The organism is Chromobacterium sp. W521, assembly GCF_052805975.1.
In genome coordinates this window covers 68,935-91,084 of the sequence record NZ_JBRBAF010000008.1, presented here as the reverse complement: position 1 = coordinate 91,084, position 22,150 = coordinate 68,935, and the positions used below count along the sequence as shown (strand labels likewise).

The following is a 22,150-nucleotide window of genomic DNA, read 5'->3' as shown; positions in this document are numbered from 1 at the left end:
TGATCCGGCGCCGTCCAGGCTGCGCCGGCAATCGCCCAAGCGGCCGCTGTCGCCGCCGGGCGGTGAATAATATAACAACAGCAAGTCAGGCGGTGGCCGCCAGCGCGCGGCCGCCGCCGGCACAGGCAAAGCGAGGTGCTTATGTCCCACATCATCGATCGGCGCCTCAACGGCAAGAACAAGTCCGCGGTCAACCGCGAACGGTTTCTGCGCCGTTTCAAGGCCCAAATCAAGGAAGCCGTCGCCAAGGCGGTCAAGGGGCGCAGCATTACCGACATCGAGAGCGGAGAGAAGGTCTCGATTCCGGTAAAGGATATTTCCGAACCTGTTTTCCATCATGGCAAGGGCGGCATGACGGAAAACGTGCATCCCGGCAATGAGGAGTTCGTCAAAGGCGACCGCTTGCCGCGGCCGCAAGGCGGCGGGGGAGGTGGCGGCAGCAAGGCCAGCCAGGACGGCGAGGGCGAGGACGATTTTGTGTTCCAGCTGTCGCGCGAAGAGTTCATGAACGTGTTCTTCGACGACCTGGCGCTGCCCAATCTGATCAAGACCCAGCTGATGGGCATTGAGGAGATGAAGACGGTGCGCGCCGGCTACACCAACGACGGCACGCCGGCCAACATCAATATCGTGCGCTCGCTGCGCGGCGCGCTGGCGCGGCGAGTGGCGATGGCCGCGCCGACGATGGCCACGCTGGGCGACGCGGAGGAGGAACTCGACACCCTGATGGAGGATGACGAGGACAACACGCTGGAAATCCGCGAAAAACGGCAGAGCATCCATCGGCTGCGCGAGCGCATTGCCAGCATCCCGTGGATAGACCCGTTCGACCTGCGCTACAACAACCGGGTCAAGCAGCCCAAACCCACCAGCCAGGCGGTGATGTTCTGCATCATGGACGTGTCCGGCTCTATGGACGAGCAGAAGAAGGACATGGCCAAGCGTTTCTTCATCCTGCTTTACCTGTTCCTGCAGCGCAATTACGAAAAGATAGAGGTGGTGTTCATCCGCCACCATACCAGCGCGGTGGAGGTGAGCGAGGAGGATTTCTTCCACTCGCGCGAATCCGGCGGTACCGTGGTGTCTTCGGCGCTCAACCTGATGGCGGAGATCGTCAAGAAGCGCTACGCCGGCAGCGAATGGAACATCTACGCCGCCCAGGCGTCCGACGGCGACAACTGGGACAGCGATTCCGCCAACTGCGGCCGCATCATGGAGGAGGACTTACTGCCTTACTGCCAGTACTTCGCCTACATTGAGATCACCGAAGGGGAGCCGCAAAACCTCTGGTACGAATACCTGAAGGTACAGGAACGCAACCGCCAGTTCGCAATGCAGAAAATTCGTTCGGCTTCCGACATCTACCCGGTTTTCCGGGAACTGTTCAAGCGTCAGCCGGCCAATAGCCGTGCCGCCACCGCCTGAGAACGTGTTTATGATCTCGCAAGCTAAGGCGAGACAAGGCGGAAACGAGCGAAAAAGCGGAATGTACACATGGTACATGAGCATTTTGAGCTTGGTTTCAACGCCGTATCGCCGACGCGCAGCAGATCGTAAACAGGTTCTGAGCGGTCTTGCCAAGGGGGAAGCAACATGACACCCATTTCTACCGGGTCCGAATGGACCTTTGACCTGGTCAACGAATATGACCGGCAGATACGCGCCATCGCGGTGGATGAATTCAAGCTGGATGTCTATCCCAATCAGCTGGAGGTCATCACCGCTGAGCAGATGATGGACGCCTACGCCTCGGTGGGCATGCCGGTCAATTATCACCACTGGAGCTACGGCAAGCATTTCGTCGCCACCGAGAAAAGCTATAAGCGCGGCCAGATGGGGCTGGCTTATGAAATCGTGATCAATTCCAACCCCTGCATCGCTTATCTGATGGAAGAAAACTCCATGACGATGCAGGCGCTGGTGATCGCCCACGCCGCCTACGGCCACAACAGCTTTTTCAAGGGCAACTATCTGTTCCGCGCCTGGACGGACGCCTCGGCCATCATCGATTACCTGGTGTTCGCCAAGAGCTACATCACCAAGTGCGAGGAGCGCTACGGCATAGACGCGGTGGAAGAGTTGCTGGATAGCTGCCACGCGCTGATGAACTACGGCGTGGACCGCTACAAGCGGCCGCAGAAGCTGTCTTTGGCCAAGGAGCAGGCGCGCCAGGAAGAACGCGAGCAGTATCTGCAAATGCAGGTCAACGACCTGTGGCGCACCATTCCCAAGCGCGACAAGGACGGCAGCGACAAGGCGCCGCCGCGCTTTCCGCCGGAGCCGCAGGAAAACCTGCTCTACTTCATCGAAAAATCCGCGCCGCTGCTGGAGCCCTGGCAGCGCGAGGTGGTGCGCATCGTGCGCAAGGTGGCGCAGTATTTCTACCCGCAGCGTCAGACTCAGGTGATGAACGAGGGCTGGGCCACGTTCTGGCACTACACCATCCTCAATCGTCTGTACGATAAAGGCATGGTCACCGATGGTTTCATGATGGAGTTTTTGCAGAGCCACACCAATGTGGTGTATCAGCCGCCGGTGACGGCGCGTTGGTACAACGGCATCAACCCGTATGCGCTGGGCTTTTCCATGTATCAGGACATCAAGCGCATCTGTGAAGCCCCCACTGATGAAGACCGCGCCTGGTTTCCGGACCTGGCCGGCACGCCGTGGCGCGAGTCCCTGGAGTTCGCGATGAAGAACTTCAAGGACGAGAGCTTCATTTCGCAGTATCTGTCGCCCAAGCTGATTCGCGATTTCCGCCTGTTCTCCATCCGCGACGACGACCACGACGACAAGCTGGAAGTGTCCGCCATCCACGACGATATGGGCTACCGCGACATTCGCGGCAAGCTGGCCGAGCAGTACAACCTGGGTTCGCGCGAGCCCAATATCCAGGTGTGGTCGGTCAATGTGCGCGGCGACCGCAGCCTGGTGCTGCGCCATACCATGCACAACCGGCGCCCGCTGGACGACAACAGCGCCAACGAAGTGCTCAAGCATGTGTGCCGGTTGTGGGGCTTCGATGTGAGGCTAGAGAGCGTGGACGGCAATGGCGATGTCAAGCAGAGCTATGAGATGAAATCCAATCTGGAAGGCGCGCGCGTGTAGCGGCGGCGGCCTGTGATATAGTCGCAAACCCGGGGCCGGCGTCGCCGCCCCGGGTTTTTCATGCCGCCGGCGGATGCAACTTTCCCTCCGGGCCGCTCTCGAATTCCTATTTCGATTGAAGCCGCCGCCCAAGAGCCGGCTCAAATTTGCTGGCCGGTTTTCGTTGCGCCATGCGCCGCCGGCGCGCAGCGGACGTTGAATCAGCGGTCACAAGGGAGACGATATGGACCATCAGCATTGCGATCATCCAGCGCCGGAGCGCGAACCCAAAGTGGGCGTGGAGCGGTTACGGCCGTTCGACAAGGAGGCGTTTGAGCGCGCGGTGACCGATTTGCTGACCGCGTGCGGCTTTCAGCCGCAAGGCGATCCGCATCTGGGCAGGACCGCGGAGCGGGTCAGCGCGTTCTGGCGGGACCGCTTGCTGGACGGCTACGCCGCTGATCCCAGCGAGGTGCTGGGCTGCGGCTTTGAAGACAACTCCCGCGAGATGGTCATCATCAGCAATATCTCCATCCACAGCCTGTGTCCGCATCACCTGGTGCCGTTTGAGGGCATTGCCCACGTGGCCTACATTCCCGGCGGGCGGCTGCACGGGTTCGGCCGCATCGCGCGCTTGATCGACGTGATCTCGCACCGTTTGAATTATCAGGAATGGATTTGCCAGGAGGTGGCGGACGCCTTGGTGCGGCACGGCATGGCCAAGGGCGCGGCCTGCGTGATCCAGGCCAAGCAGATGTGCTTGCAGCTGGGGGAAAACCGGCGCGGCGCGGAGGCGGTGATCACTCAGGGCTTTGCAGGAGAAGTGAGCGAGGCCGACCGCGCGCGTTTTCTCAGCGAGTGCAAGCAGGCCCCGCACCGCTGAGCGTTTAGTCTGGGTGCGGGTGGGGCAAGGGCACGAAAGCCCGCAAGGCATGCTCTTGGCTGCTCAGCTCCGCCAGCCGCACGCCGTAAACCGCTTCCAGTGTTTCCCGCCGCATGATCTGCGCCGTGGGCCCGAAGCCTGCGGCGCGCCCTTCGTTCAATAGCAGCACATTGTCGGCATGGCGCAGCGCCAGGTTCAGATCGTGCACCACCGCCAGCGCGCCGATATTCAGTTCGCGGCAGATGCGGGCCACTTGCGCCAGCAGCGCGTCCGCCATCGCGAAGTCCAGCGCGGCGGTGGGTTCGTCCAGCAGGAGATAGCGTTCCGCGTCCGCAGAAGCCAACAGCTGGCACAGCGCGCGCGCCAAGTGAGCGCGTTGCTGTTCGCCGCCGGACAGCGTGCGCGCCTGGCGTTGCGCCAGCTCCTCGGTACAGCTCAGTTCCATCGCCCGGCGGCAGGCATCGGTGGCATCGCCTAGCAGGTAGGCGCCGGACTGAATCAGCTCCAGCGTGCTCCAGCCCGCCGGCGTCAACGGATTTTGCTCCACCACCGCGCGTTGGCGCGCCAGTTCCGCGGCGGATTGGCCGCGCAGCGGCCGCCCGGCCATCCACACCTCGCCGGCGCTGGGGGCGTACAAGCCGGCCAGCATGCCCAGCAAGCTGCTTTTGCCGGCCCCGTTGGGGCCTAGCACTATATTGAGTTCGCCCGGCGCCACGCGCAGGGAAACCGACTCCACCAAGAGGCGGCCCTGGCGGGAGAGGCTGACGGCGCGCGTTTCAAGCATGGCTGTCCTTTTCCGCGCTTTGCCGCAGCAGCCACAGGAAGAACGGCGCGCCTATCAGGCTGGTGATCACGCCCACCGGCAGCTCGCTGGGCGCCAGCAGGCTGCGCGCCAGCCAGTCCGAGGCGATGGCCAGCAGCGCGCCCAGCATGGGTGCTATCCACAGCAACCGGCGCGCGTTGCCGCCCACCAATTGGCGAGCCAGGTGAGGGCCCATCAAGCCGATGAAGCCTATCATGCCGCAGGCGGACACCACCAAGCCGGCGGCCAGGGCGGCGAGAACCACCACCTGCCATTCGCGGCGGCGGACTTCGAAGCCCAGGTGAAAGGCGGCGGTTTCGCCCAATTGCAGCGCGTTGAGAAAACGCCATTGCCGGTGCAGCGCCAGCCAGACCAGCGGCGCGGCTGCGGACAGCAAGAGGGTTTGTGGCCAGTCCACGCTGGCGAAGCTGCCCATCAGCCAGAAAATCACCACGCGCAAGGAGCCGTCGGGCAGGGTGGTGATCAGCAAGGTCAGCAGGCTGCCCAGCAAGGAACTGATGGCCAGGCCGCTGAGGATCAGCCGGCTGCCGCCTTGTTGAGTCTGGCCCAGCAGGCGGATCAGCAATAAGGAAGACAGGCCGCCGACAAAGGCGGACGCGGACACCGCGTAGAGGCCGGCGCCCAGGCTCAGCGCCGCGGCGGCGGCCAGCGCCGCGCCGCTGTTGATGCCGATCAGGCCGGGCTCGGCCAGCGGATTGCGGAAACGCGCTTGCACCGCCGCACCGGCGCTGGCTAGCAAGGCGCCGGCGCTGGCGCTGGCCAGCAGACGCGGCAGGCGCAATTCCAGCAGTAGCTGCCATTCCAGTTCCGGCGGCGGATGGCCGGCCAGCAAAAGGGAGGCGTCCATGCCGCTGCCGTGCAGCAGTGAAACCAAGGAGAGCAGGATCAGGCCGACGGAGAGGCCCAGGGTCAGCGGAAGGAGGCGCATGGGAAGGGGGCGGGGAGCGGGCTCCCCGCCGGCGCTCAGCGCAGGCCCAGCACGTCCTGCATATCGAACAGGCCGTGCGGTTTGTCGGCCAGCCAGCGTGCGGCGCGCACCGCGCCGTTGGCGAAGGTGGCGCGGCTGGAAGCCTTGTGGCTGATTTCGACGCGCTCGCCGATGGCGGCGAACAAGGCGGTGTGGTCGCCGACCACGTCGCCGCCGCGCACGGTGGCGAAGCCTATGGTTTGCGGGTCGCGTTCGCCGGTCACGCCTTCGCGGCCGTAGACGGCGCACTCGTTCAAATCGCGGCCCAGCGCGTCGGCGATCACCTCGCCCATGCGCAGGGCGGTGCCGGACGGCGCGTCCACTTTATGGCGGTGGTGGGCTTCGATGATTTCGATGTCGTAGCCGTCGTTCAGCACCCGCGCCGCCATGTCCAGCAGCTTGAAGGTGAGGTTGACCCCCACGCTGAAATTAGCGGCGAATACAATGCCGATCTTGTCGCCGGCGGCGCGGATAGCCGCCTTGCCGGCCTCGTCGAAGCCTGTGGTGCCGATGATCATCCGCACGCCGCGCTCGGCGCAGGCCGCCAGGTGTTCCAGCGTGCCTTCCGGTCGGGTGAAGTCGATGACGGCGTCGGCCCCTTCCAGCGCCTGGAGGAAGTCGCCGCTGATCTTGACGCCGGTGTGCCGGCCGATGAACAGGCCGGCGTCCTGGCCGATGAACTCCGAACCGGGGCGGTCCACCGCGGCGTGCAGCGCCACGCCCGGCGCGGCCAGCGTCGCTTCTATCAGGGTCTTGCCCATGCGGCCGCCGGCGCCCACGATCACCAGTTTCAGCGGGTTGGCGCTCATGGCTTGGCTTCCTGGGCGGGAGCGGAGGCGGTCAGCGGCGGGCGTTCGGCCGGCTGCGCCTGGCCTTCCACGCGCTCCAGCACGTCGCCGTTGAAGTAGACGGTCAGCAGGCGGTTGCTGCTTTTGTCCAGCTTGCCCTGCTTGATGTCGCTGTAGGTGTAGTCCCAGCGGTTGGCGTGAAACGCGTCGGCCAGTAGCGGAGAACCCAACAGGAAACGCACCTGCGAGCGGGTCATGCCCGGTTTAAGTTTGGCTACGGCATCCTCTGTGACATAATTGCCCTGCTGGATTTCCATCTTGTGCGGGCTGAGCCAGTTCAGGGGGTTCATCGAACTGCAGCCGGAGAGGGCAATGACGGCGGCAAAAATCAGGGCGCGCATGATACTCCGTGACCGAAAAGTTATGAGGCGGTAATTAGGCAAAGCCGTGAAAAGGCTTTATCATGATCTGAAATCGACCCACTTTATATCACGATGAGCAAAGCCAGTCACCTTAAAGATATCGGCCTCAAGGCCACCGGCCCGCGTTTGAAAATCCTCGATCTGTTTGAGGAAGAGCACGCTGGCCACATGTCGGCGGAAGATGTCTATCGCAAGCTGCTTGCGGAAAATATCGACATCGGCCTTGCCACCATTTACCGCGTGCTGACGCAGTTCGAGCAAGCGGGCATTTTGGTGCGCCACCATTTTGAAACCGGCAAAGCCGTGTACGAGCTGAACCAGGGCGGCCATCATGATCATATGGTGTGCGTCAGCTGCGGCAAGGTGGTCGAGTTCTTCGATCCGGAGATTGAAGCGCTGCAAGACCGCATCGCGGAGCAGCACGGTTTCCGCATCGTCGATCACGCGCTGTACATGTACGGCGAGTGCCCGGACTGCCTCAACGCCAAAAAGGCATGATTCCCTGGCTCGGTCCTGAGCCGGTTTTCCCTCCGGTGCGGCTGGCTCTGCGCGAACCCAACGGTTTGCTGGCCGCTGGAGGCGATTTATCCCCGCAGCGCATCCTGGCTGCTTACTCCCAAGGCATCTTTCCCTGGTTTTCCGAAGGCGAGCCTATCTTGTGGTGGTCTCCGGCGCCGCGCATGGTGCTGTGCCCGGACGAACTGAAAGTCAGCCGGTCCATGGATAAAGTGCTGCGCAACCAGCGCTATGAAATCCGCGTGGACACCGCGTTTCGCGAGGTGATGTCGGCCTGCGCCGAACCCAGAACCCAGCAGCAGGGCACCTGGATCGTGCCGGAGATGGTGGACGCGTATTGTCGTTTGCACCGCTTGGGCTACGCGCATTCCTTCGAGACCTGGATAGACGGCGAACTGGCCGGCGGCCTGTACGGCATTGGTCTGGGCTTGATGTTCTATGGCGAATCCATGTTTTCCCGTCGCAGCAACGCGTCCAAACTGGCCTTCATCCATATGGTGCGTCATTTGCGCGAGCAGGGGGTGACAATGATAGATTGCCAGATGCACACCCGTCATTTGCAGAGCTTGGGCGCCAAGCTGGTTTCGCGTCAGACATTTCTTGCTACTCTGAAAGAGAATGCCCGACGGGCGCAGCCCGCCGCGATGTGGAACTACCGGTATACCAATGAGCCATCGTGATCCCGGCCCGACAGTGGCCATCCATTTTTACGCCACCGCGCCCTATCCGTGCAGCTATCTGGCGGGGCGTCAGGCGCGCTCGCAAGTGGCGATCCCGGCGGAGGCGATCGATGGCGAGGTTTACAGCCAACTGGTGAAGCTGGGGTTTCGCCGCAGCGGCCTGTATACCTACCGTCCTTATTGCGACAGCTGCCAGGCGTGCGTGCCGGTGCGGATTCCGGTGGAGCGCTTCGCGCCCAGCCGTACTCAGCGCAAGGTGGCGCGCAGGCTGGAGGCGATGCAGGTGCGTTTGCTGCCGTTGGAGTTCAACGCCGAGCACTACGCCTTGTACCGCTGGTATCAGCAGTCGCGGCACGCCGGCGGCGGCATGTCGGACGACGATCCGCAACAGTACTCGGAGTTCATTCTTAAAAGCGGGGTGGATAGCATGCTGGCGGAGTTTCGCCTGGACGGGGAATTGAAGATGGTCAGCCTGATCGATCGTCTGTCCGACGGACTGTCCGCAGTGTACACCTTCTACGATCCGGACGACGCCAAGTCCAGCCTGGGCGTGTTCAACGTGCTGTGGCAGGCGGAGCTGACGCAGCGGCTGGGGCTGCCGCACTTGTATCTGGGCTATTGGATACGCGAATGCCAGAAGATGTCTTACAAGGCGATGTATCAGCCCTTGCAGGCTTTGATGGATGGGCGCTGGGTGGAGCTGCCCAGGCCGCGGGACGAGTGAGACCTGTTCAAGGTCTGCTGCGCTTTAGCGATGCGGCCTTGAAAACGAGCTCAAAATGCTCATGCATCACTCGGCCATTCCGCTTTTCGCTCGTTTTCGCCTTGTCTCGCCCTTGCTCGCGAGATCGTAAACACGTTCTGAGAGAAGCTATGTGAAAAAAGCCGGCGCTCGCGCCGGCTTTTTTATTGCGGACGCCGTCCGCCTTAGAGCCCGTTCGGCGCCGTATCGCAGGCGCGCATCGGGTTCTCGTGCCGTTGCTTAGAACGGCACCACGCGGTCGTTGCCGCCGCCGGTCAGCACGCGCACGCGCTGGTTGGCGGTGAACGGAATGTCGGCTTCCTGCACGATGGAGATCATGCGGCCGGAACCGTCCAGCTTGACGGTGATTTCCAGCGCGTTCTTGCTCAGGCCGCGTTGAGCGGCCTGGGCGCCGAAGCCGCCGGCCAGCGCGCCTACGATGCCGCCGGCGATCTGGCCTTTGCCGCCGCCGATATTGCTGCCGGCCAGGCCGCCCAGCGCGGCGCCGCCCAGGGTCAGCAGCTCATTGTTGCTGCCTTCCATTTTCACGTTCTGAACCGACACCACGGTGCCCAGCTGCACGGTCTGAGCCTGGCGCATCTGGCCCTTGGAATAGACGGCCGCGGAGTCGGAGGTGGCGCAGCCGGTGAGCACGCCGGCGCTCAGCAGCGCGATGGCGGAAAGACGAATCAGTTTTTTGGCGTTCATAAGAGTGAGTCCCATGTTTATATAAGCGAGCCGGTTTGCCCCGGGATTGTCGCCGCGGGCCTGTCGCCGGGTTTCCGGTGTCGGAGCGCCCGTGCGCGGCCGCGCATGCTGTTGTTTAGGGTTTGGCGCGCGCTGCGATCGCATTCGCGCATTCGGCCACCAGCGCCGGGCCTCGGTAGATCAGGCCGCTGTAGACTTGAACCAGACTGGCGCCGGCATCCAGTTTTTCCACGGCGTCCCGCCCGGACAGGATGCCGCCAACTCCTATGATAGGCAGAGCGCCGTCAAGTTCCTTGGCTAATTTGCGAATAACTGTTGTCGAACGGTCTTTGACCGGCGCGCCGGACAGGCCGCCGGCTTGATCCGCCAGCGGATGGCCGGCCACCGCCTCGCGCGACAGCGTGGTGTTGGTGGCGATGACGCCGTCGATGCGATGTTCGGTCAATAGGCGTGCGATGGCAATGACTTGATCGTCGTCCAGATCCGGGGCGATTTTCAGCGCCAGCGGCACGTGGCGGCCGTGTTTGTCGGCCAGCGCTTGCTGGCGTTGCTTCAATTGCGCCAGCAGCCGGCTCAGTTCGTCGCCCTCCTGCAATTGGCGCAGGTTCTTGGTATTGGGCGAGGAGATGTTGACGGCGACGTAGCTGGCGTAAGCGTAGACTTTGTCGAGACAAGCCAGGTAGTCGTCAGCGGCGTTTTCTATCGGGGTGGCGGCATTTTTGCCGATATTGATGCCGAGCACGCCTTGGAATTTGCAGCGGCGCACATTGTCCAGCAGGGTGTCCACGCCCAGGTTGTTGAAGCCCATGCGGTTGATGATGGCTTGGTGTTCCGGCAGACGGAACAGCCGCGGCTTGGGGTTGCCCGGCTGGGGCCTTGGGGTGACGGTGCCGATTTCGATGAAGCCGAAGCCCAGCGCGGCCAAAGCGTCGATATGCGCTCCATTCTTGTCCAGCCCGGCGGCGAGCCCCACCGCGTTGGGGAAGGTCAGGCCCATGGCTTGCACCGGTTTGCGAGCGGCGCTTTGGCAGGTCAGCGCGCTCAGACGCAGCTTGTGCGCCTGGTCCAGCATGGCCAGCGTCTGTTCATGGGCGGTCTCTGCGTCAAAGCGGAACAGCAGCGGGCGCAGAAGCGAATAGAGCATCTTGATTCTCCAGGCAGCAAAATGCCCGGCATTATAACCGGGCATGCGTGAGGGGGGATTAAAGAATCTGGCAGGCTTCGTCGAACTCGAAGCGCGGCGAACGCGGGTAGAGCTTGTCGGCGGCGCCGTAACCCAGGTTGACCAGGAAGTTGGACTTGAAGCGTCCGTCCGGGAAGAAGGCCTGGTCCACCGCGGCGTTGTCGAAGCCGGACATCGGGCCGCAGTCCAGCCCCAAGGAGCGAGCGGCCAGCAGCAGGTAGCCGCCTTGCAGGCTGCTGTTGCGCGTGGCGGTGGCCTGGATCGCCGCGTCGTTGCCTTCAAACCAGCTTCTGGCGTCGGCGTGCGGGTAGAGTTTGGGCAGGTGTTCGTAGAAGCGCATGTCCTGGGCCACGATCACGCATACCGGCGCGGCCATGGTTTTTTCGACGTTGCCTTCGGCCAGGCAGGGCTTGAGCTTGGCCTTGGCGGCGTCGCTTTGCACAAAGATGAAGCGAGCCGGCGAGCAGTTGGCGCTGGTGGGCGCCATTTTCAGCAGATCGAACAGCTGGTGCAGCGTTTCGGCGCTGACCGGACGGTCTTGCCAGTGGCTGTGGGTGCGGGCGTTGAGGAACAGCTGTTCCAGCGCGGAATGATGAATCGGGGTGCTCATATCGTGCTCCTCTTGAGAAACAGGGGTGTTAGCGGCCATTGGCCATGGATGCGTCTTGCGGCGACAACACTTCGGCGTCGCTCAGCCCGCTCGCCAATACGGTGATGGCGACGCGGCGGTTGCTGGCGCGGCCGTCGGCGGTGGCGTTGTCGCCCACCGGGAGGTTGGCTCCGCGGCCCACCGCCACCAATCGCTCCGGCTTGATGCCGTTTTCCTGGAACAGGCGCACCACGCTGCCGGCTCGCGAGGCGGACAGCTCCCAGTTGGATGGGAAATAGGAGTTGCGGATGGGCACGGTGTCCGTGAAGCCTTCCACCCGGATCGGGTTGTCCACCTTGGCCAGTTGCAGCGCCATATTGGCCATCAGTTGGCGAGACTGTTCGTTGGGCTGCGCCTGTCCCGTGGGAAAGAGCGCGGTGTCGCGGATGTCGATGGTGACGCCCTTGCTGCTGTGCGTGATGGTGACCTGGCCGCTCTTCACCAGCGGGTCCATGACTTTGGCCAGATCCTGTGTCAGGTTGGCGAGCCGGGTTTTTTCATCGCCCTGGGCCGAGCCGGTATTGGCTTTTTTCTCGGCCTGATGTTCTCCCTTGACCGCCTTGGCTATTGGCTTGGTCTCGGGGATTTCTATCATGGTGTTGGCCCCGCCGCTGGGCGGGGTGGTGTTGACGCTGATGGTGGACCCTGAGCGGAAGGCGTCCACGATGGCGGAGGAGAGCACGCGGTATTTGCCCTCGTTGACCGAGGAGATCGCGTACATCACCACGAAGAAGGCGAACAGCAGGGTGATGAAGTCGGCGTAGGAAACCAGCCAACGTTCATGGTTCTCGTGTTCTTCTTCTTGCCGTTTTCTTCTGCGCGCCATGGTGTGCCTTGCCGATTGATCAGAACAGCTTGGTGTCGAACAGACTCTTCACGCCGCCGGCGAACTCCACGCCAATCTTGCGCGCCACGCGGCTGGACAGGTCGTCTTGCTGAGTATAGTCGACGGTTTTCTCCGCCTTGATCACGTCGCGCGCCACCGAGCGCACCGTGCCCAAGCCATCGGCCAGGCCCAGCGGAATGCTTTTCTCTCCCAGCCACACCATGCCGGAGAACAGCTGCGGATCGTTGGCCAGGCGCTGCCCGCGTCCGGTTTTGACCGCCGCGATGAATTGCTGATGGATGTCGTCCAGCAATTGTTGACGGATGGCTTCTTGCTTGGGGTTGACCGGGGAGAAGGGGTCGCCCATCGCCTTATTCTCGCCGGAGGTGCGCAGGCGGCGGTCCACGCCCAGTTTTTCCATGGCGCCGGTGAAGCCGAAGCCGTCGGACAGCACGCCGATGGAGCCTACGATGCTGGCTTTGTCGACGAAGATCTTGTCGGCGGCGGAGGCGATGTAATAGCAGCCGGACGCGCAGACCTCGCTGACCACCACGTAGACCGGGACCGCCGGATGCAGCTTCTTCTGGCGGCGGATCTCGTCATAAGCCATGCCGGACAGCACCGGGCTGCCGCCGGGGCTGTTGGCGTCGATAATGATGCCCTTGGTGCTCTTGTCGCCGTAGGCGTCCGTCAGCGCCTGGCTCAGCTTGTTGGCGGTGTCGCTCTGGCTGTCGATCACGCCTTCCAGCGTGATGACGGCGGTGTGTCCGGCGCCGGAGAGGCCGGCCGCGGCCTTGTCCTCGTTGCGCATGAACAGGCTGAACAGCACGAAGCCGATGATGATCAGCCAGATCATGCGGAAGAAAATCTTCCATTGGCGGGCGCGGCGTTGTTCCACCAGCGCGGCGCTGGCCAGTTTTTCCAGCAATTGGCGTTCCCAATGGTTGGAGGTGTCGCTCATGTGTGGTGCTCCCTGAATAATTCCAGGAGTCTAGCAAAGTTCACGACGGCATGACATTGATGCAGATATTGCCGTCCTGTTCGAAGACGGGCACGGCGATCAGCCGCTGGCCGCGGCAGGGGCCGGACACGCAATAGCCGGTGTGCGCTTCGTAGCAGGCGCCGTGCATGCTGCATACCAGATAACGGCCGCTGAGGTCGAAGACTTCGCCGTCGCGCAAATCCAGCTCCACCGGGATGTGGCGGCAGGCGTTGACGTAAGCGTAGACCTTGCCGCGGTAGCGCACGGCGAAGGCGGACAGCGGGGGCGCGCCGTCTGTCTGTTCGATCTCGAAGCGCCAGGCGCGGCCGCCGTCCTGAAGCTCGGCCGCGGCGCAGATTACCCGAGTTTCGGCAGCAGCCATGTCTGCAGCTCGGGGTAGGAATGGAACAGCGCCAGCGGTCCGCAGCTTTCCAGGTGTTCGCTGTCGTGGGCGCCGAAGCTGACCCCCACGCTATGGCAGCCGGCGTTGCCGGCCATCAGCAAGTCGTGGCTGGTGTCGCCTATCATAAGCGTGCGGCGAGGGTCCGCGCCCAGCATCTCGGTCAGCGACAGCAGCATGTCCGGGTGCGGCTTGGAATGGCATTCGTCCACCGTGCGGGTGGCGTGGAACAGCGGGCCGAGTCCGGTTTGCTCCAGCAGGCGGTTGAGGCCGGCGCGGCTGTTGCCGGTGGCCACCGCCAGAAAAACGCCGCTGTCCGCGACGGCGTTCAGGCACTCCACAGCGCCGTCGAACAAGGTCACTTGATGCTGGTTTGCGTGGTAATGATGGCGGAAGGCTTCGGTCAGGCGCGGCAACTGCTCGGCGGTGGCGGCCGGGCAGGCCTGTTGCAGCGCCTCGGCCAGCCGCAGGCCGATGACATGGCTGGCCTGCTCGCGGCTGGGAACGGGCAGGGACAGGTCGGCGCAAGCCTGCTGGATGGACTGGCTGATGTGGGCGGTGGAGTCCATCAAGGTGCCGTCCCAGTCGAAGACGACCAGATCGAAGCGAGGGTTCATCTCATGACCTCAAGATTTTCAGGAAGCGCTCCAGTTCCGGCGGCAGCGGCGCTTCCAGTTTCAAGGGTTCGCCGGTCAGCGGGTGGGGCAGGGACAGGCTGCGCGCGTGCAGGAACATGCGTTTCAGGCCGCGCTTGGCCAGTTCCTTGTTGAGCGCGAAGTCGCCGTATTTCTCGTCGCCGGCGATCGCGCAGCCGTTGGCCTGCATGTGCACGCGGATCTGGTGGGTGCGGCCGGTGCGCAGGTGCGCTTCCACCAGCGTGAATTCCGCAAAGCGTTCCTTGATCGCGAAATTAGTGTGCGCGTACTGGCCGTTTTCGGCGTCGCTGACCCGCACGCGGCGTTCGCCGTCCGGAGTGTGGAACTTGAACAGCGGCAGCTTGACCTGGCGGGCGTCCTCCGGCCACTGGCCTATGCCCAGCGCCAGGTAGCGTTTGTCCGGCACGTTGGCGCGCATCATGTCGTGCAGCTTGGTCAGCGCGGAGCGCTTTTTGGCCAGCATCAAGAGGCCGGAAGTTTCGCGGTCCAGCCGGTGCACCAGCTCCAGGTAGCGCCAATCCGGGTGGGCCTGGCGCAGCTGCTCGATCACGCCGAAGGACACGCCGCTGCCGCCGTGCACCGCCACGCCGGCCGGTTTGTCTATCACCAGCAGCGCGTTGTCTTCGTAAACCACCGGAAAGGTGGCGGCCGGCACGTTCTTTTCCGCGCGTTCGGCCACGCGGATGGGCGGAATGCGCAACTCGTCGCCGGCCTGCAGGCGGTAGGCGGCGTCGATGCGGCCCTTGTTCACCCTCACCTCGCCGGAGCGCAGGATGCGGTAGATATGGCTTTTGGGCACGCCCTTGAGCAAACGCACCAGATAGTTGTCGATGCGTTGGCCGGCGTCGCCGTCGTCCACTTGGACGAAGGAGACGGAATCTTTGCGAATGTCTGTCATATTGCTTATACTTCTGGCGCTGTCCCAAGGTGTGTTGCACCAAGATGACGGCGAAATGTCAAGCCAAGGTCACGGCATGTTGCGTGGCGCTGCTGCAAGAGGTTAGAGACGGCCGGCAGGGGTTTACAGGCCCTGACCTGATGCCGCTCGCGACGTTTGCAGCCAAGGTTAACTCGCTCACCGAAAAGCAGCGATGGTAATGCATTTGTACGCATAACGCACTCACGAGTATTCCATTTCCTGATGCTAAGCCAGTCAGGAAATTTTGCAGCGAAGTTTGACCCGGCATGCTAGCCCCCCTGCACTGTATGTCCTGCCCTTTGAGGCAGGCCGGCGATCCCGGAGCGCCAATTGCGCACATGAGTCAGGTCTGCGTGTGATCGATTTTCAGGAAGTAGGCTTGTCAAAACTGTTTTTTTCGATCTTTACATCGACACTTCTTTCGGAAAGCGCCCATCAATAGTCACTGGGCCGTCAAATACTGGCTGCATCCCTTGCGTGAGTGCCGCGCAAGGAATGTAAATGAAACGCATGTTGTTCAACGCAACGCAGGCTGAAGAGCTGCGCGTTGCCATTGTCGACGGGCAGAAGCTCGTCGACCTCGATATCGAGACTGTAGGCAAAGAGCAGCGCAAGGGGAATATCTATAAGGGTGTGATTACCCGTATCGAGCCCTCCCTTGAGGCTTGTTTTGTCGATTACGGCACCGAACGCCACGGCTTCCTGCCGTTCAAAGAGGTGTCCCGTTCCTATTTCCAGGGCTATGACGGCGGCCGTCCGCGCATTCAGGACGTGCTGCGCGAAGGCATGGAAGTCATCGTGCAGGTGGAGAAGGACGAACGCGGCAACAAGGGCGCGGCGCTGACCACCTATATCAGCCTGGCCGGCCGTTACCTGGTGCTGATGCCCAACAACCCGCGCGGCGGCGGCGTATCGCGCCGCATCGAGGGCGAGGAGCGTCAGGAACTGAAGGACCTGCTGTCGCAGCTGGAAGTGCCGCATGGCATGAGCCTGATCGCCCGCACCGCCGGCATTGGCCGCAACCTGGAAGAACTGCAGTGGGACCTGGGTTACCTGATGCAGCTGTGGCGCGCGATTGAAGGCGCGGCCGGCGCTCAGAACGGGCCGTTCCTGATTCTGCAGGAAGGCAGCCTGGTAATCCGCGCGATCCGCGACTATTTCCATCCGGACATCGGCGAAGTGCTGATCGACACCGAGGAAATCTACGATCAGGCCCGTCAGTTCATGAGCCATGTGATGCCCAACATGCTGTCGCGTGTGAAGCTGTACAAGGATCATGTGCCGCTGTTCTCCCGTTTCCAGATCGAGCACCAGATAGAAACCGCCTTTTCGCGCAGCGTGCAGCTGCCGTCCGGCGGCGCCATCGTGATCGATCACACCGAAGCGCTGGTGTCCATCGACGTCAACTCCGCGCGCGCCACCAAGGGCGCCGACATCGAAGACACCGCGGTCAAGACCAACCTGGAGGCGGCCGAGGAAATCGCCCGCCAGCTGCGCTTGCGCGACCTGGGCGGCCTGGTGGTGATCGACTTCATCGATATGGAAAGCGCCAAGAACCAGCGCGACGTGGAAAACCGTTTGCGCGACGTGCTGAAGCACGACCGCGCTCGCGTCCAGATGGGCAAGCTGTCCCGCTTTGGCCTGCTGGAGCTCTCGCGTCAGCGTCTGCAGCCCAGCCTGGGCGAAACCAGCCATGAAACCTGCCCGCGCTGCCACGGCATCGGCTTCATCCGCGGCACCGAGTCCTCCGCTCTGCACATCCTGCGCATCATCCAGGAAGAGGCGATGAAGGAGAACACCGGCGCGGTTCACGCGCAGGTGCCGGTGGACGTGGCCACCTTCTTGCTCAACGAAAAGCGTTCCGAAATCCATTCGATCGAAGAGCGTCTGGACGTGGACGTGGTGCTGATCCCGAACATTCATCTGGAAACCCCGCATTACAAGATCGTGCGCGTGCGCCACGACGATGTGGCCGAAGCCGGCGAAGCGCCGAGCTACAAGCGGGTGGAAGTGCAGGAAGAAGACGTGATCACCAACTTCGGCCTTGAAAAGCCGAAGCTGGAGCGCCAGGAAGCCGCGGTCAAAGGCATTACCCCGCAACAGCCGGCGCCGTCGGTGGCGGCCAAGGTGGCTGAGCCTGAGCCTGGCCTGTTCGGCAAGTTGGGCGCTTGGGTCAAGAGCCTGTTCGCCGAGCCGGAAGCGGCCGCTCAACCGGCCGAGAAGAAAAAGCCGGTGGCGCAGCCGCAGCAGCGCGGCAACCGCCAGCGTAACGCCGAACGCCGCCCGGGTGGCCAGGCGCGTCGTGAACACGAGCAGCGCCGTCAGGGCGCCGACGAGGCCAAGCCGCGTCGTCCGGAGCGCGCCGAACGCGGCGAGCGTCAGGACGGCGAGCGTCAGGAGCGTCCGGAACGCAAGGAACAGCCGCAACGCGAAGAGCGCCAGGAGCGCGGCGAGCAGCCGCGCAACAGTCGCCGCCGCGAGCGCGAAAACGGCCGCGAAGGTGGTCGTGAAAGCCGCGAGCCCCGCGAACTGAAGGACGTGCAGCGTCAGCAGCCGGCGCGCGAAGAAGCGCCGCAAGAGCGTCCGGAGAAGTTGGAAAAGCAGGAGCGTCCGCAGCAGGAGCCGCGCCGTCGTCAGGCGCCGCAGGCGGAAGAGCAGGCTTTGGAGCTGAACAAGCCGGCGGCCGACGAGGTTCGCGCCGAGGGCGACGCCGAGCAGCAGGAGCGCAATGAGCGTCGCCGCCGTCGCAGTCGTCGTGATCGTCGTCGCGACGATCCGTCCGCTGCGCCGCAGGAAGAGGGTGCTGCTCTGCCGGCGGCGGAAGCTGCGCCGGTTGCGGCAGTGGCCGCAGTCGTTGTCGGCGCGGTAGCGGCGGAAGTCGCCGTGGACGCGGTGGCGGAAACGGTTCCGGCCGCGGCGTCTGAAGCCCCTGTGCTTGAGCCGGTGGTTGAGTCCGCTGTTGTCGAAACGGCGCAGCCGGTGCGGGAAGCGTTCGAAGTGGAGGCCGTGACCCCCGTGCTTGAGTCCGCTGCGGCGGCTGAGCCGGAATTGCCGGTAGTTGAAGCGGCCGCGGCGGCTGAGGCTGCTCCGGTTGTTGAGACGGCTCCGGTTGAAGTGGCTGTTGTGGTGGAGGCTGTCGAAGCGTTTGCCGCGGCGGAGCCGGCGCTTGCGCCGGAACCGGTTGCCCTGGCCGCGCAAAGTGAGCCGGAGCAGGCGGAGCCGGAAGTCGAGGCGCCGGTGGTGATTGAAACCCGCGCCGTGGCCGCGTCTGAACCGGTAAGCCTGGGCGGCTTGGTGATGGTGTCCACCAAGTCGGTGGTCGAGGCGCCCGCTGTGCAAGAGCCGGTGGTGCCGGCTGGGCCGCGTCGTCGCGACGTGACTCGTCTGGCTCAGCAAGAGGTTGCTCCGGCGGAGCTGGTGCAGGTGGAAACCCGCAATCCTTGAGCGCGGTTTGAGATCCGGGGCGCAGGCATTTTGCGCTCCGGGTATTGACGCTGCCTTGGTGCTTGGTTAATATACCCCTCTCTCGCAAGAGATGTTCCCTGATAGCTCAGTTGGTAGAGCGACGGACTGTTAATCCGCAGGTCGCAGGTTCGAGCCCTGCTCGGGGAGCCAAAATTCAAAGGCCACGCATTGCGTGGCCTTTTTCCATTTCCGCGCGTTCGTCGCGGCCTTTTCTCTGTTTCTCGCCGCTCCGGCGGGTTTCCCGATTGATTGCGCTAAGCAATTCTAACAGTTTGCTTCCCATTCCATACGTCATATAACACAAGCTAATGGCGGCTTGACTGTCTTGCTGGCCGCTTGAATGCGGCTATTTGGGGTTGTGCGGGGCGTTGAGCGGCGCGGCGCGAGGAGGCTGGGTGACGGAATCTCTGGTGGGTGAAGACGGTGTGCTGGATGACGCGGAACGGCTATTGTCCGATGTGCTGGAGGCTGTCCCGGTGGGGCTGGCGCTGATTGACGGCCAGATGCGCTATCGGCTGGTCAACCAGCGTTTGGCGGAAGCCAATGGCTTGCCGCGTTCTGCTCATTTGGGGAGAAGCGTGGCGGAAATGTTGCCGCGGATCGGCGAATATTTGGAATCGCTGCTGAGGCGGGTGATTGAGAGCGGAGAGCCGGTGCTCGATTTCTGCGTCAACTCCAAGGTGGGGCTGGACGACGGAGAGGTGCTGAGGGAGTGGCAGGTCAGCTATTTGCCGTATCGCGAATCGACGGGCGAGGTGGTGGGGGTGGTGGCCGTGGTTCGGGATGTGGCGGCGGAGCGGCGTGCCGAGCGTCTGCGCGGTGAGGGCGAGGCCCGCTTGCGCATGGTGGTGGACTCTGCCTTGGACGGGCTGGTGATGATAAATCAGAGCGGGCGCATCTTGATGGCCAATCATCGGGCGGAGGCGATGTTCGATTATCTGGGGGTCGGCATGGAGGGTCTCATGATTTCCAGTCTGGTGCCGGTGCGGTATCGCGATGGCCATGGGCGGCTGATCGAGAATTACATGAGCCGTCCGGAGGCGCGAGAGATGGCGCGCCAGCAGGAGATTTTCGGGCTGCGGCGGGATGGAGGCGAATTCCCGGCGGAAATCGGTCTGACCCCGGTGCGCGACGGCGGGGAGTTGCAGGTGTTGGCCACCATTACCGACATCAGCGCCCGCAAGGCGGCGCAGGCCAGTCTGGAGCGGGCGCTGAAGGAGAAGACCGCGCTGCTCAACGAGGTGCACCACCGGGTCAAGAACAATCTGCAAGTCATTTCCAGTCTGCTCAATCTGCAAACGCGCTCGGCGCCGCCGGAGGCGGTGGCGGTGCTGACCGAGTGTCAGAATCATGTGCGCGCAATGGCGTTGATCTATCAATTGCTGTACGAGTACGGCGATTTTTCTCGTATCCACGTGGGTGTCTATCTGGAGAGGTTGACCCAGTTGCTGGGCGGCAGCATATCGGATGCCGGGGTGCGCTTGCGCTGTCGCGGCATGGACGCCGTGGTGCACCTGGGCATGCAGCGGGCGATTCCCTGTGGGCTGCTGGTGAATGAGTTGGTGACCAATGCGCTCAAGCACGCTTTTCCCGGTGGGCGCGGCACGGTGGAGGTGGCGCTGGAGCGGGAGGAAGATGGGCGTTGCCGGATTCTGGTCTCGGACGACGGAGTGGGCATTCCCGAGTCAGTGAAGCTGGGGGAGGTGAGTTCGCTGGGTTTTCGCCTGATTCCCACATTGGTGGGGCAGTTGAAAGGCGTGGCCAGGCTATTGCGGCCCGAGGCGGGCGGTGCTTGTGTGGAAATCGTGTTCAGCGACGAGTCGGAGAACGCGGAATGAATATGGGCAACGGTTTGTTGATTGTAGAGGACGAAGGAGTGGTGGCGCTGGACTTGCAGACCAGCCTGGAGTCTTTGGGGTACCGGGTGCTGGGCGTGTGCGCCAATGCGGATGACGCGGTGCGACGGGCGGAGACGGATCAGCCGGATCTGGTGTTGATGGATATTCACCTGGACGGCGATGTGCCGGGAACCGAGGCGGCGCGCGTGATACGCGAGCGCTTTCAGATTCCATCCATCTTTCTGACGGCTTACGCCGAGGACGATATGCTGCGCAACGCGGAAGTCAGCGCGCCGTACGGCTATTTGCTGAAACCATATCAGTTGCGCGAACTGAATGCCTCGGTGCGTATGGGGTTGGCGCGGCGCAGGGCGGAGGTGGAGGAGCAGCGGCAGCGTCGTCGTTTGCGCATGGCGGTGGAGGCGGCCCGTTTGGGGGTGTGGGAATGGGGTGGCCGGCGCGGCGAGATGGTGTGGGCGGAGGAGTTTCTGGACGCGTTTCCATTCTCCGTCGCGAAGAACGGGCGGCCTGCCCTGCTGGGCATGGCGGAGGCCGAGGCCGCCGAGCTGGCTCGGGATCTGGGGTCGGGGCGGGCCTTGCAGAAAACGTTGAAAATCAACGCGGAGGGCGCGGTAAGGTGGGTTGAGTTGTGCGGGCGCAACTTTGCCGCGGAGGGAGAGTCGGCGCGTTGGGTGGGCGTGGCGCGGGACGTGACGGAGGCGTATCTGAGCGAAGTCAGGCTGAGGCAGGCCAGTGTGGTGTTCCAGGCCAGCGCGGAAGGCATTCTGGTGTTGGACCACGCGCGCCGCATTGTGTCTGCGAACGAGTCCTTTTACCGTTTGACAGATTTGAGCGCGGAGGAGGCCTTGGGGGAGGATCCGGACGTCTGCCTGCATGTGGAGCCGCACGGAGAGGCTTTTTACCGCCGTTTGGAAGGCGAGAGGTATTTTTGGCAGGGCGAGGTGATGTGCCGTCGCCGGAATGAGGTCTTTCCCTGTTGGCAGCATGCGTCGGTGGTGAGGGACGTTGAGGGAGGGGTGAGCCACTATGTGCTGGCGATCTCCGATATTTCGGCGATCCGCGCGGCGGAGGCGCATATTCACTTTCTGGCCTATCACGATCAGTTGACCGGCCTGGGCAATCGCCACTTTCTACAGGTGGAGCTGGAGAAGGAGATCATCAGAGCCAAGCGCCGTAATGAATGTATTGCGTTGCTGTTTATCGATCTGGATGGTTTCAAGGCGGTGAACGACGGCTGGGGGCACGAGGCGGGCGACGCGCTGCTGGTGGCGATGGCCGAGCGTCTGCGGCAGCATGTGCGCGGGGAGGATTTAGTGGTGAGGCTGGGTGGGGATGAGTTTCTGGTGGTGGCGCCCGGTCTGGATCGAGAGGAGGCGTGCGGCGTCATGGTGAGGCGGTTGTTGTCGGTATTGGCGCAGCCGGTGGCTCTGGATGGCGGCGAATGCTCGGTGTCGGCCAGCATTGGCGTGGCGTTTTTTCCGGAAAACGGCGGCGATCTGGGTGGTTTGTTGCATGCGGCCGACAGGGCGATGTACGAGGCCAAGCGAGCGGGGAAAAACGAGTTCAGGATGGCGGCTGAATAGTATTTTCCGCCG

At 63.1% G+C, this 22,150-nt stretch carries 21 protein-coding genes and 1 tRNA gene; 10 read left to right on the top strand and 12 right to left on the bottom strand.

Annotated elements, in window-relative coordinates:
- Positions 1-141: 141 nt before the first annotated feature.
- From ACUXV1_RS14060 to folE, 3 genes are all read left to right on the top strand, one after another.
- Positions 142-1,425 (top strand): YeaH/YhbH family protein, encoded by a 1,284-nt coding sequence (locus ACUXV1_RS14060; protein WP_043633352.1) that lies wholly within the window; start codon positions 142-144, stop codon positions 1,423-1,425.
- 168 nt (positions 1,426-1,593) lie between these two features.
- Positions 1,594-3,108 carry a SpoVR family protein gene (locus tag ACUXV1_RS14055; RefSeq protein WP_043633356.1) on the top strand — a complete coding sequence of 505 codons (1,515 nt, stop codon included), beginning with the start codon at positions 1,594-1,596 and terminating at the stop codon, positions 3,106-3,108.
- 223 nt (positions 3,109-3,331) lie between these two features.
- Positions 3,332-3,970 carry a GTP cyclohydrolase I FolE gene (gene folE / locus ACUXV1_RS14050; protein ID WP_043633360.1) on the top strand — a complete coding sequence of 213 codons (639 nt, stop codon included), beginning with the start codon at positions 3,332-3,334 and terminating at the stop codon, positions 3,968-3,970.
- A 4-nt stretch (positions 3,971-3,974) separates the two neighbouring features.
- Here the strand turns inward: folE and ACUXV1_RS14045 are convergent, their stop codons facing one another.
- Genes ACUXV1_RS14045 through ACUXV1_RS14030 form a run of 4 tightly spaced genes read right to left on the bottom strand, consistent with a single transcriptional unit; the run spans position 3,975 to position 6,949 of the window.
- Positions 3,975-4,754: an ABC transporter ATP-binding protein gene (locus ACUXV1_RS14045; protein WP_446015665.1), complete on the bottom strand. Its 780-nt coding sequence runs from the start codon at positions 4,752-4,754 to the stop codon at positions 3,975-3,977.
- Positions 4,747-5,721: a FecCD family ABC transporter permease gene (locus ACUXV1_RS14040; protein WP_114153900.1), complete on the bottom strand. Its 975-nt coding sequence runs from the start codon at positions 5,719-5,721 to the stop codon at positions 4,747-4,749. The genes ACUXV1_RS14045 and ACUXV1_RS14040 overlap by 8 nt, the downstream gene beginning before the upstream one ends.
- 35 nt (positions 5,722-5,756) lie before the next feature.
- Positions 5,757-6,569 carry a 4-hydroxy-tetrahydrodipicolinate reductase gene (gene dapB, locus ACUXV1_RS14035; protein ID WP_043590230.1) on the bottom strand — a complete coding sequence of 271 codons (813 nt, stop codon included), beginning with the start codon at positions 6,567-6,569 and terminating at the stop codon, positions 5,757-5,759.
- Entirely contained in the window at positions 6,566-6,949 is a 384-nt protein-coding gene (locus ACUXV1_RS14030) for an outer membrane protein assembly factor BamE (RefSeq protein ID WP_019101531.1), read from the bottom strand. Before ACUXV1_RS14030 ends, dapB begins: the two co-directional genes overlap by 4 nt.
- A gap of 93 nt (positions 6,950-7,042) precedes the next feature.
- Here ACUXV1_RS14030 and fur point away from each other — a divergent pair, with 93 nt between their 5' ends.
- The 3 genes from fur to ACUXV1_RS14015 are packed head-to-tail and all read left to right on the top strand — an operon-like array spanning position 7,043 to position 8,890.
- Positions 7,043-7,468, top strand: coding sequence for a ferric iron uptake transcriptional regulator (fur, locus tag ACUXV1_RS14025; protein WP_019101530.1), 426 nt, complete (start codon positions 7,043-7,045; stop codon positions 7,466-7,468).
- Complete coding sequence (aat, locus tag ACUXV1_RS14020; RefSeq protein ID WP_019101529.1) at positions 7,465-8,166, top strand: leucyl/phenylalanyl-tRNA--protein transferase; 702 nt, start codon at positions 7,465-7,467, stop codon at positions 8,164-8,166. The genes fur and aat overlap by 4 nt, the downstream gene beginning before the upstream one ends.
- Positions 8,153-8,890, top strand: coding sequence for an arginyltransferase (locus ACUXV1_RS14015; RefSeq protein ID WP_039754930.1), 738 nt, complete (start codon positions 8,153-8,155; stop codon positions 8,888-8,890). Before aat ends, ACUXV1_RS14015 begins: the two co-directional genes overlap by 14 nt.
- Before the next feature lie 258 nt (positions 8,891-9,148).
- Here ACUXV1_RS14015 and ACUXV1_RS14010 read toward each other — a convergent pair whose 3' ends face one another.
- The 8 genes from ACUXV1_RS14010 to ACUXV1_RS13975 all read right to left on the bottom strand — a co-directional run bounded on the left by ACUXV1_RS14010 (position 9,149) and on the right by ACUXV1_RS13975 (position 15,210).
- Positions 9,149-9,616 carry a glycine zipper 2TM domain-containing protein gene (locus ACUXV1_RS14010; RefSeq protein WP_043633371.1) on the bottom strand — a complete coding sequence of 156 codons (468 nt, stop codon included), beginning with the start codon at positions 9,614-9,616 and terminating at the stop codon, positions 9,149-9,151.
- A 115-nt stretch (positions 9,617-9,731) separates the two neighbouring features.
- Positions 9,732-10,760, bottom strand: coding sequence for a quinone-dependent dihydroorotate dehydrogenase (locus ACUXV1_RS14005; protein WP_446015664.1), 1,029 nt, complete (start codon positions 10,758-10,760; stop codon positions 9,732-9,734).
- A gap of 58 nt (positions 10,761-10,818) precedes the next feature.
- On the bottom strand, positions 10,819-11,409 hold the full coding sequence (locus tag ACUXV1_RS14000) for a malonic semialdehyde reductase (protein WP_446015663.1): 591 nt from the start codon (positions 11,407-11,409) through the stop codon (positions 10,819-10,821).
- A gap of 28 nt (positions 11,410-11,437) precedes the next feature.
- Positions 11,438-12,274 (bottom strand): flagellar motor protein MotD, encoded by an 837-nt coding sequence (motD, locus tag ACUXV1_RS13995; protein ID WP_019101524.1) that lies wholly within the window; start codon positions 12,272-12,274, stop codon positions 11,438-11,440.
- A 19-nt stretch (positions 12,275-12,293) separates the two neighbouring features.
- Positions 12,294-13,235, bottom strand: coding sequence for a S49 family peptidase (locus ACUXV1_RS13990; protein ID WP_194427912.1), 942 nt, complete (start codon positions 13,233-13,235; stop codon positions 12,294-12,296).
- A gap of 40 nt (positions 13,236-13,275) precedes the next feature.
- Entirely contained in the window at positions 13,276-13,638 is a 363-nt protein-coding gene (locus tag ACUXV1_RS13985; protein WP_081555305.1) for a Rieske (2Fe-2S) protein, read from the bottom strand.
- Entirely contained in the window at positions 13,614-14,273 is a 660-nt protein-coding gene (locus tag ACUXV1_RS13980) for an HAD-IA family hydrolase (protein ID WP_081555304.1), read from the bottom strand. The genes ACUXV1_RS13985 and ACUXV1_RS13980 overlap by 25 nt, the downstream gene beginning before the upstream one ends.
- A gap of 1 nt (position 14,274) precedes the next feature.
- Positions 14,275-15,210 (bottom strand): RluA family pseudouridine synthase, encoded by a 936-nt coding sequence (locus ACUXV1_RS13975; RefSeq protein ID WP_446015662.1) that lies wholly within the window; start codon positions 15,208-15,210, stop codon positions 14,275-14,277.
- A gap of 522 nt (positions 15,211-15,732) precedes the next feature.
- On the opposite strand from ACUXV1_RS13975, the gene ACUXV1_RS13970 reads away from it, so the two are divergent.
- The 4 genes from ACUXV1_RS13970 (at position 15,733) to ACUXV1_RS13955 (ending at position 22,138) form a co-directional block, all read left to right on the top strand.
- Complete coding sequence (locus tag ACUXV1_RS13970) at positions 15,733-18,675, top strand: Rne/Rng family ribonuclease (protein WP_446015661.1); 2,943 nt, start codon at positions 15,733-15,735, stop codon at positions 18,673-18,675.
- 95 nt (positions 18,676-18,770) lie between these two features.
- A tRNA-Asn gene (locus ACUXV1_RS13965) sits at positions 18,771-18,846 on the top strand.
- 245 nt (positions 18,847-19,091) lie between these two features.
- A complete protein-coding gene (locus ACUXV1_RS13960) occupies positions 19,092-20,534 on the top strand; it encodes a sensor histidine kinase (RefSeq protein WP_446015660.1) in 1,443 nt (480 codons plus the stop codon).
- Positions 20,531-22,138, top strand: a complete 1,608-nt coding sequence (locus ACUXV1_RS13955; RefSeq protein ID WP_446015659.1) for a diguanylate cyclase domain-containing protein — start codon at positions 20,531-20,533, stop codon at positions 22,136-22,138. The genes ACUXV1_RS13960 and ACUXV1_RS13955 overlap by 4 nt, the downstream gene beginning before the upstream one ends.
- Positions 22,139-22,150 lie beyond the last annotated feature (12 nt).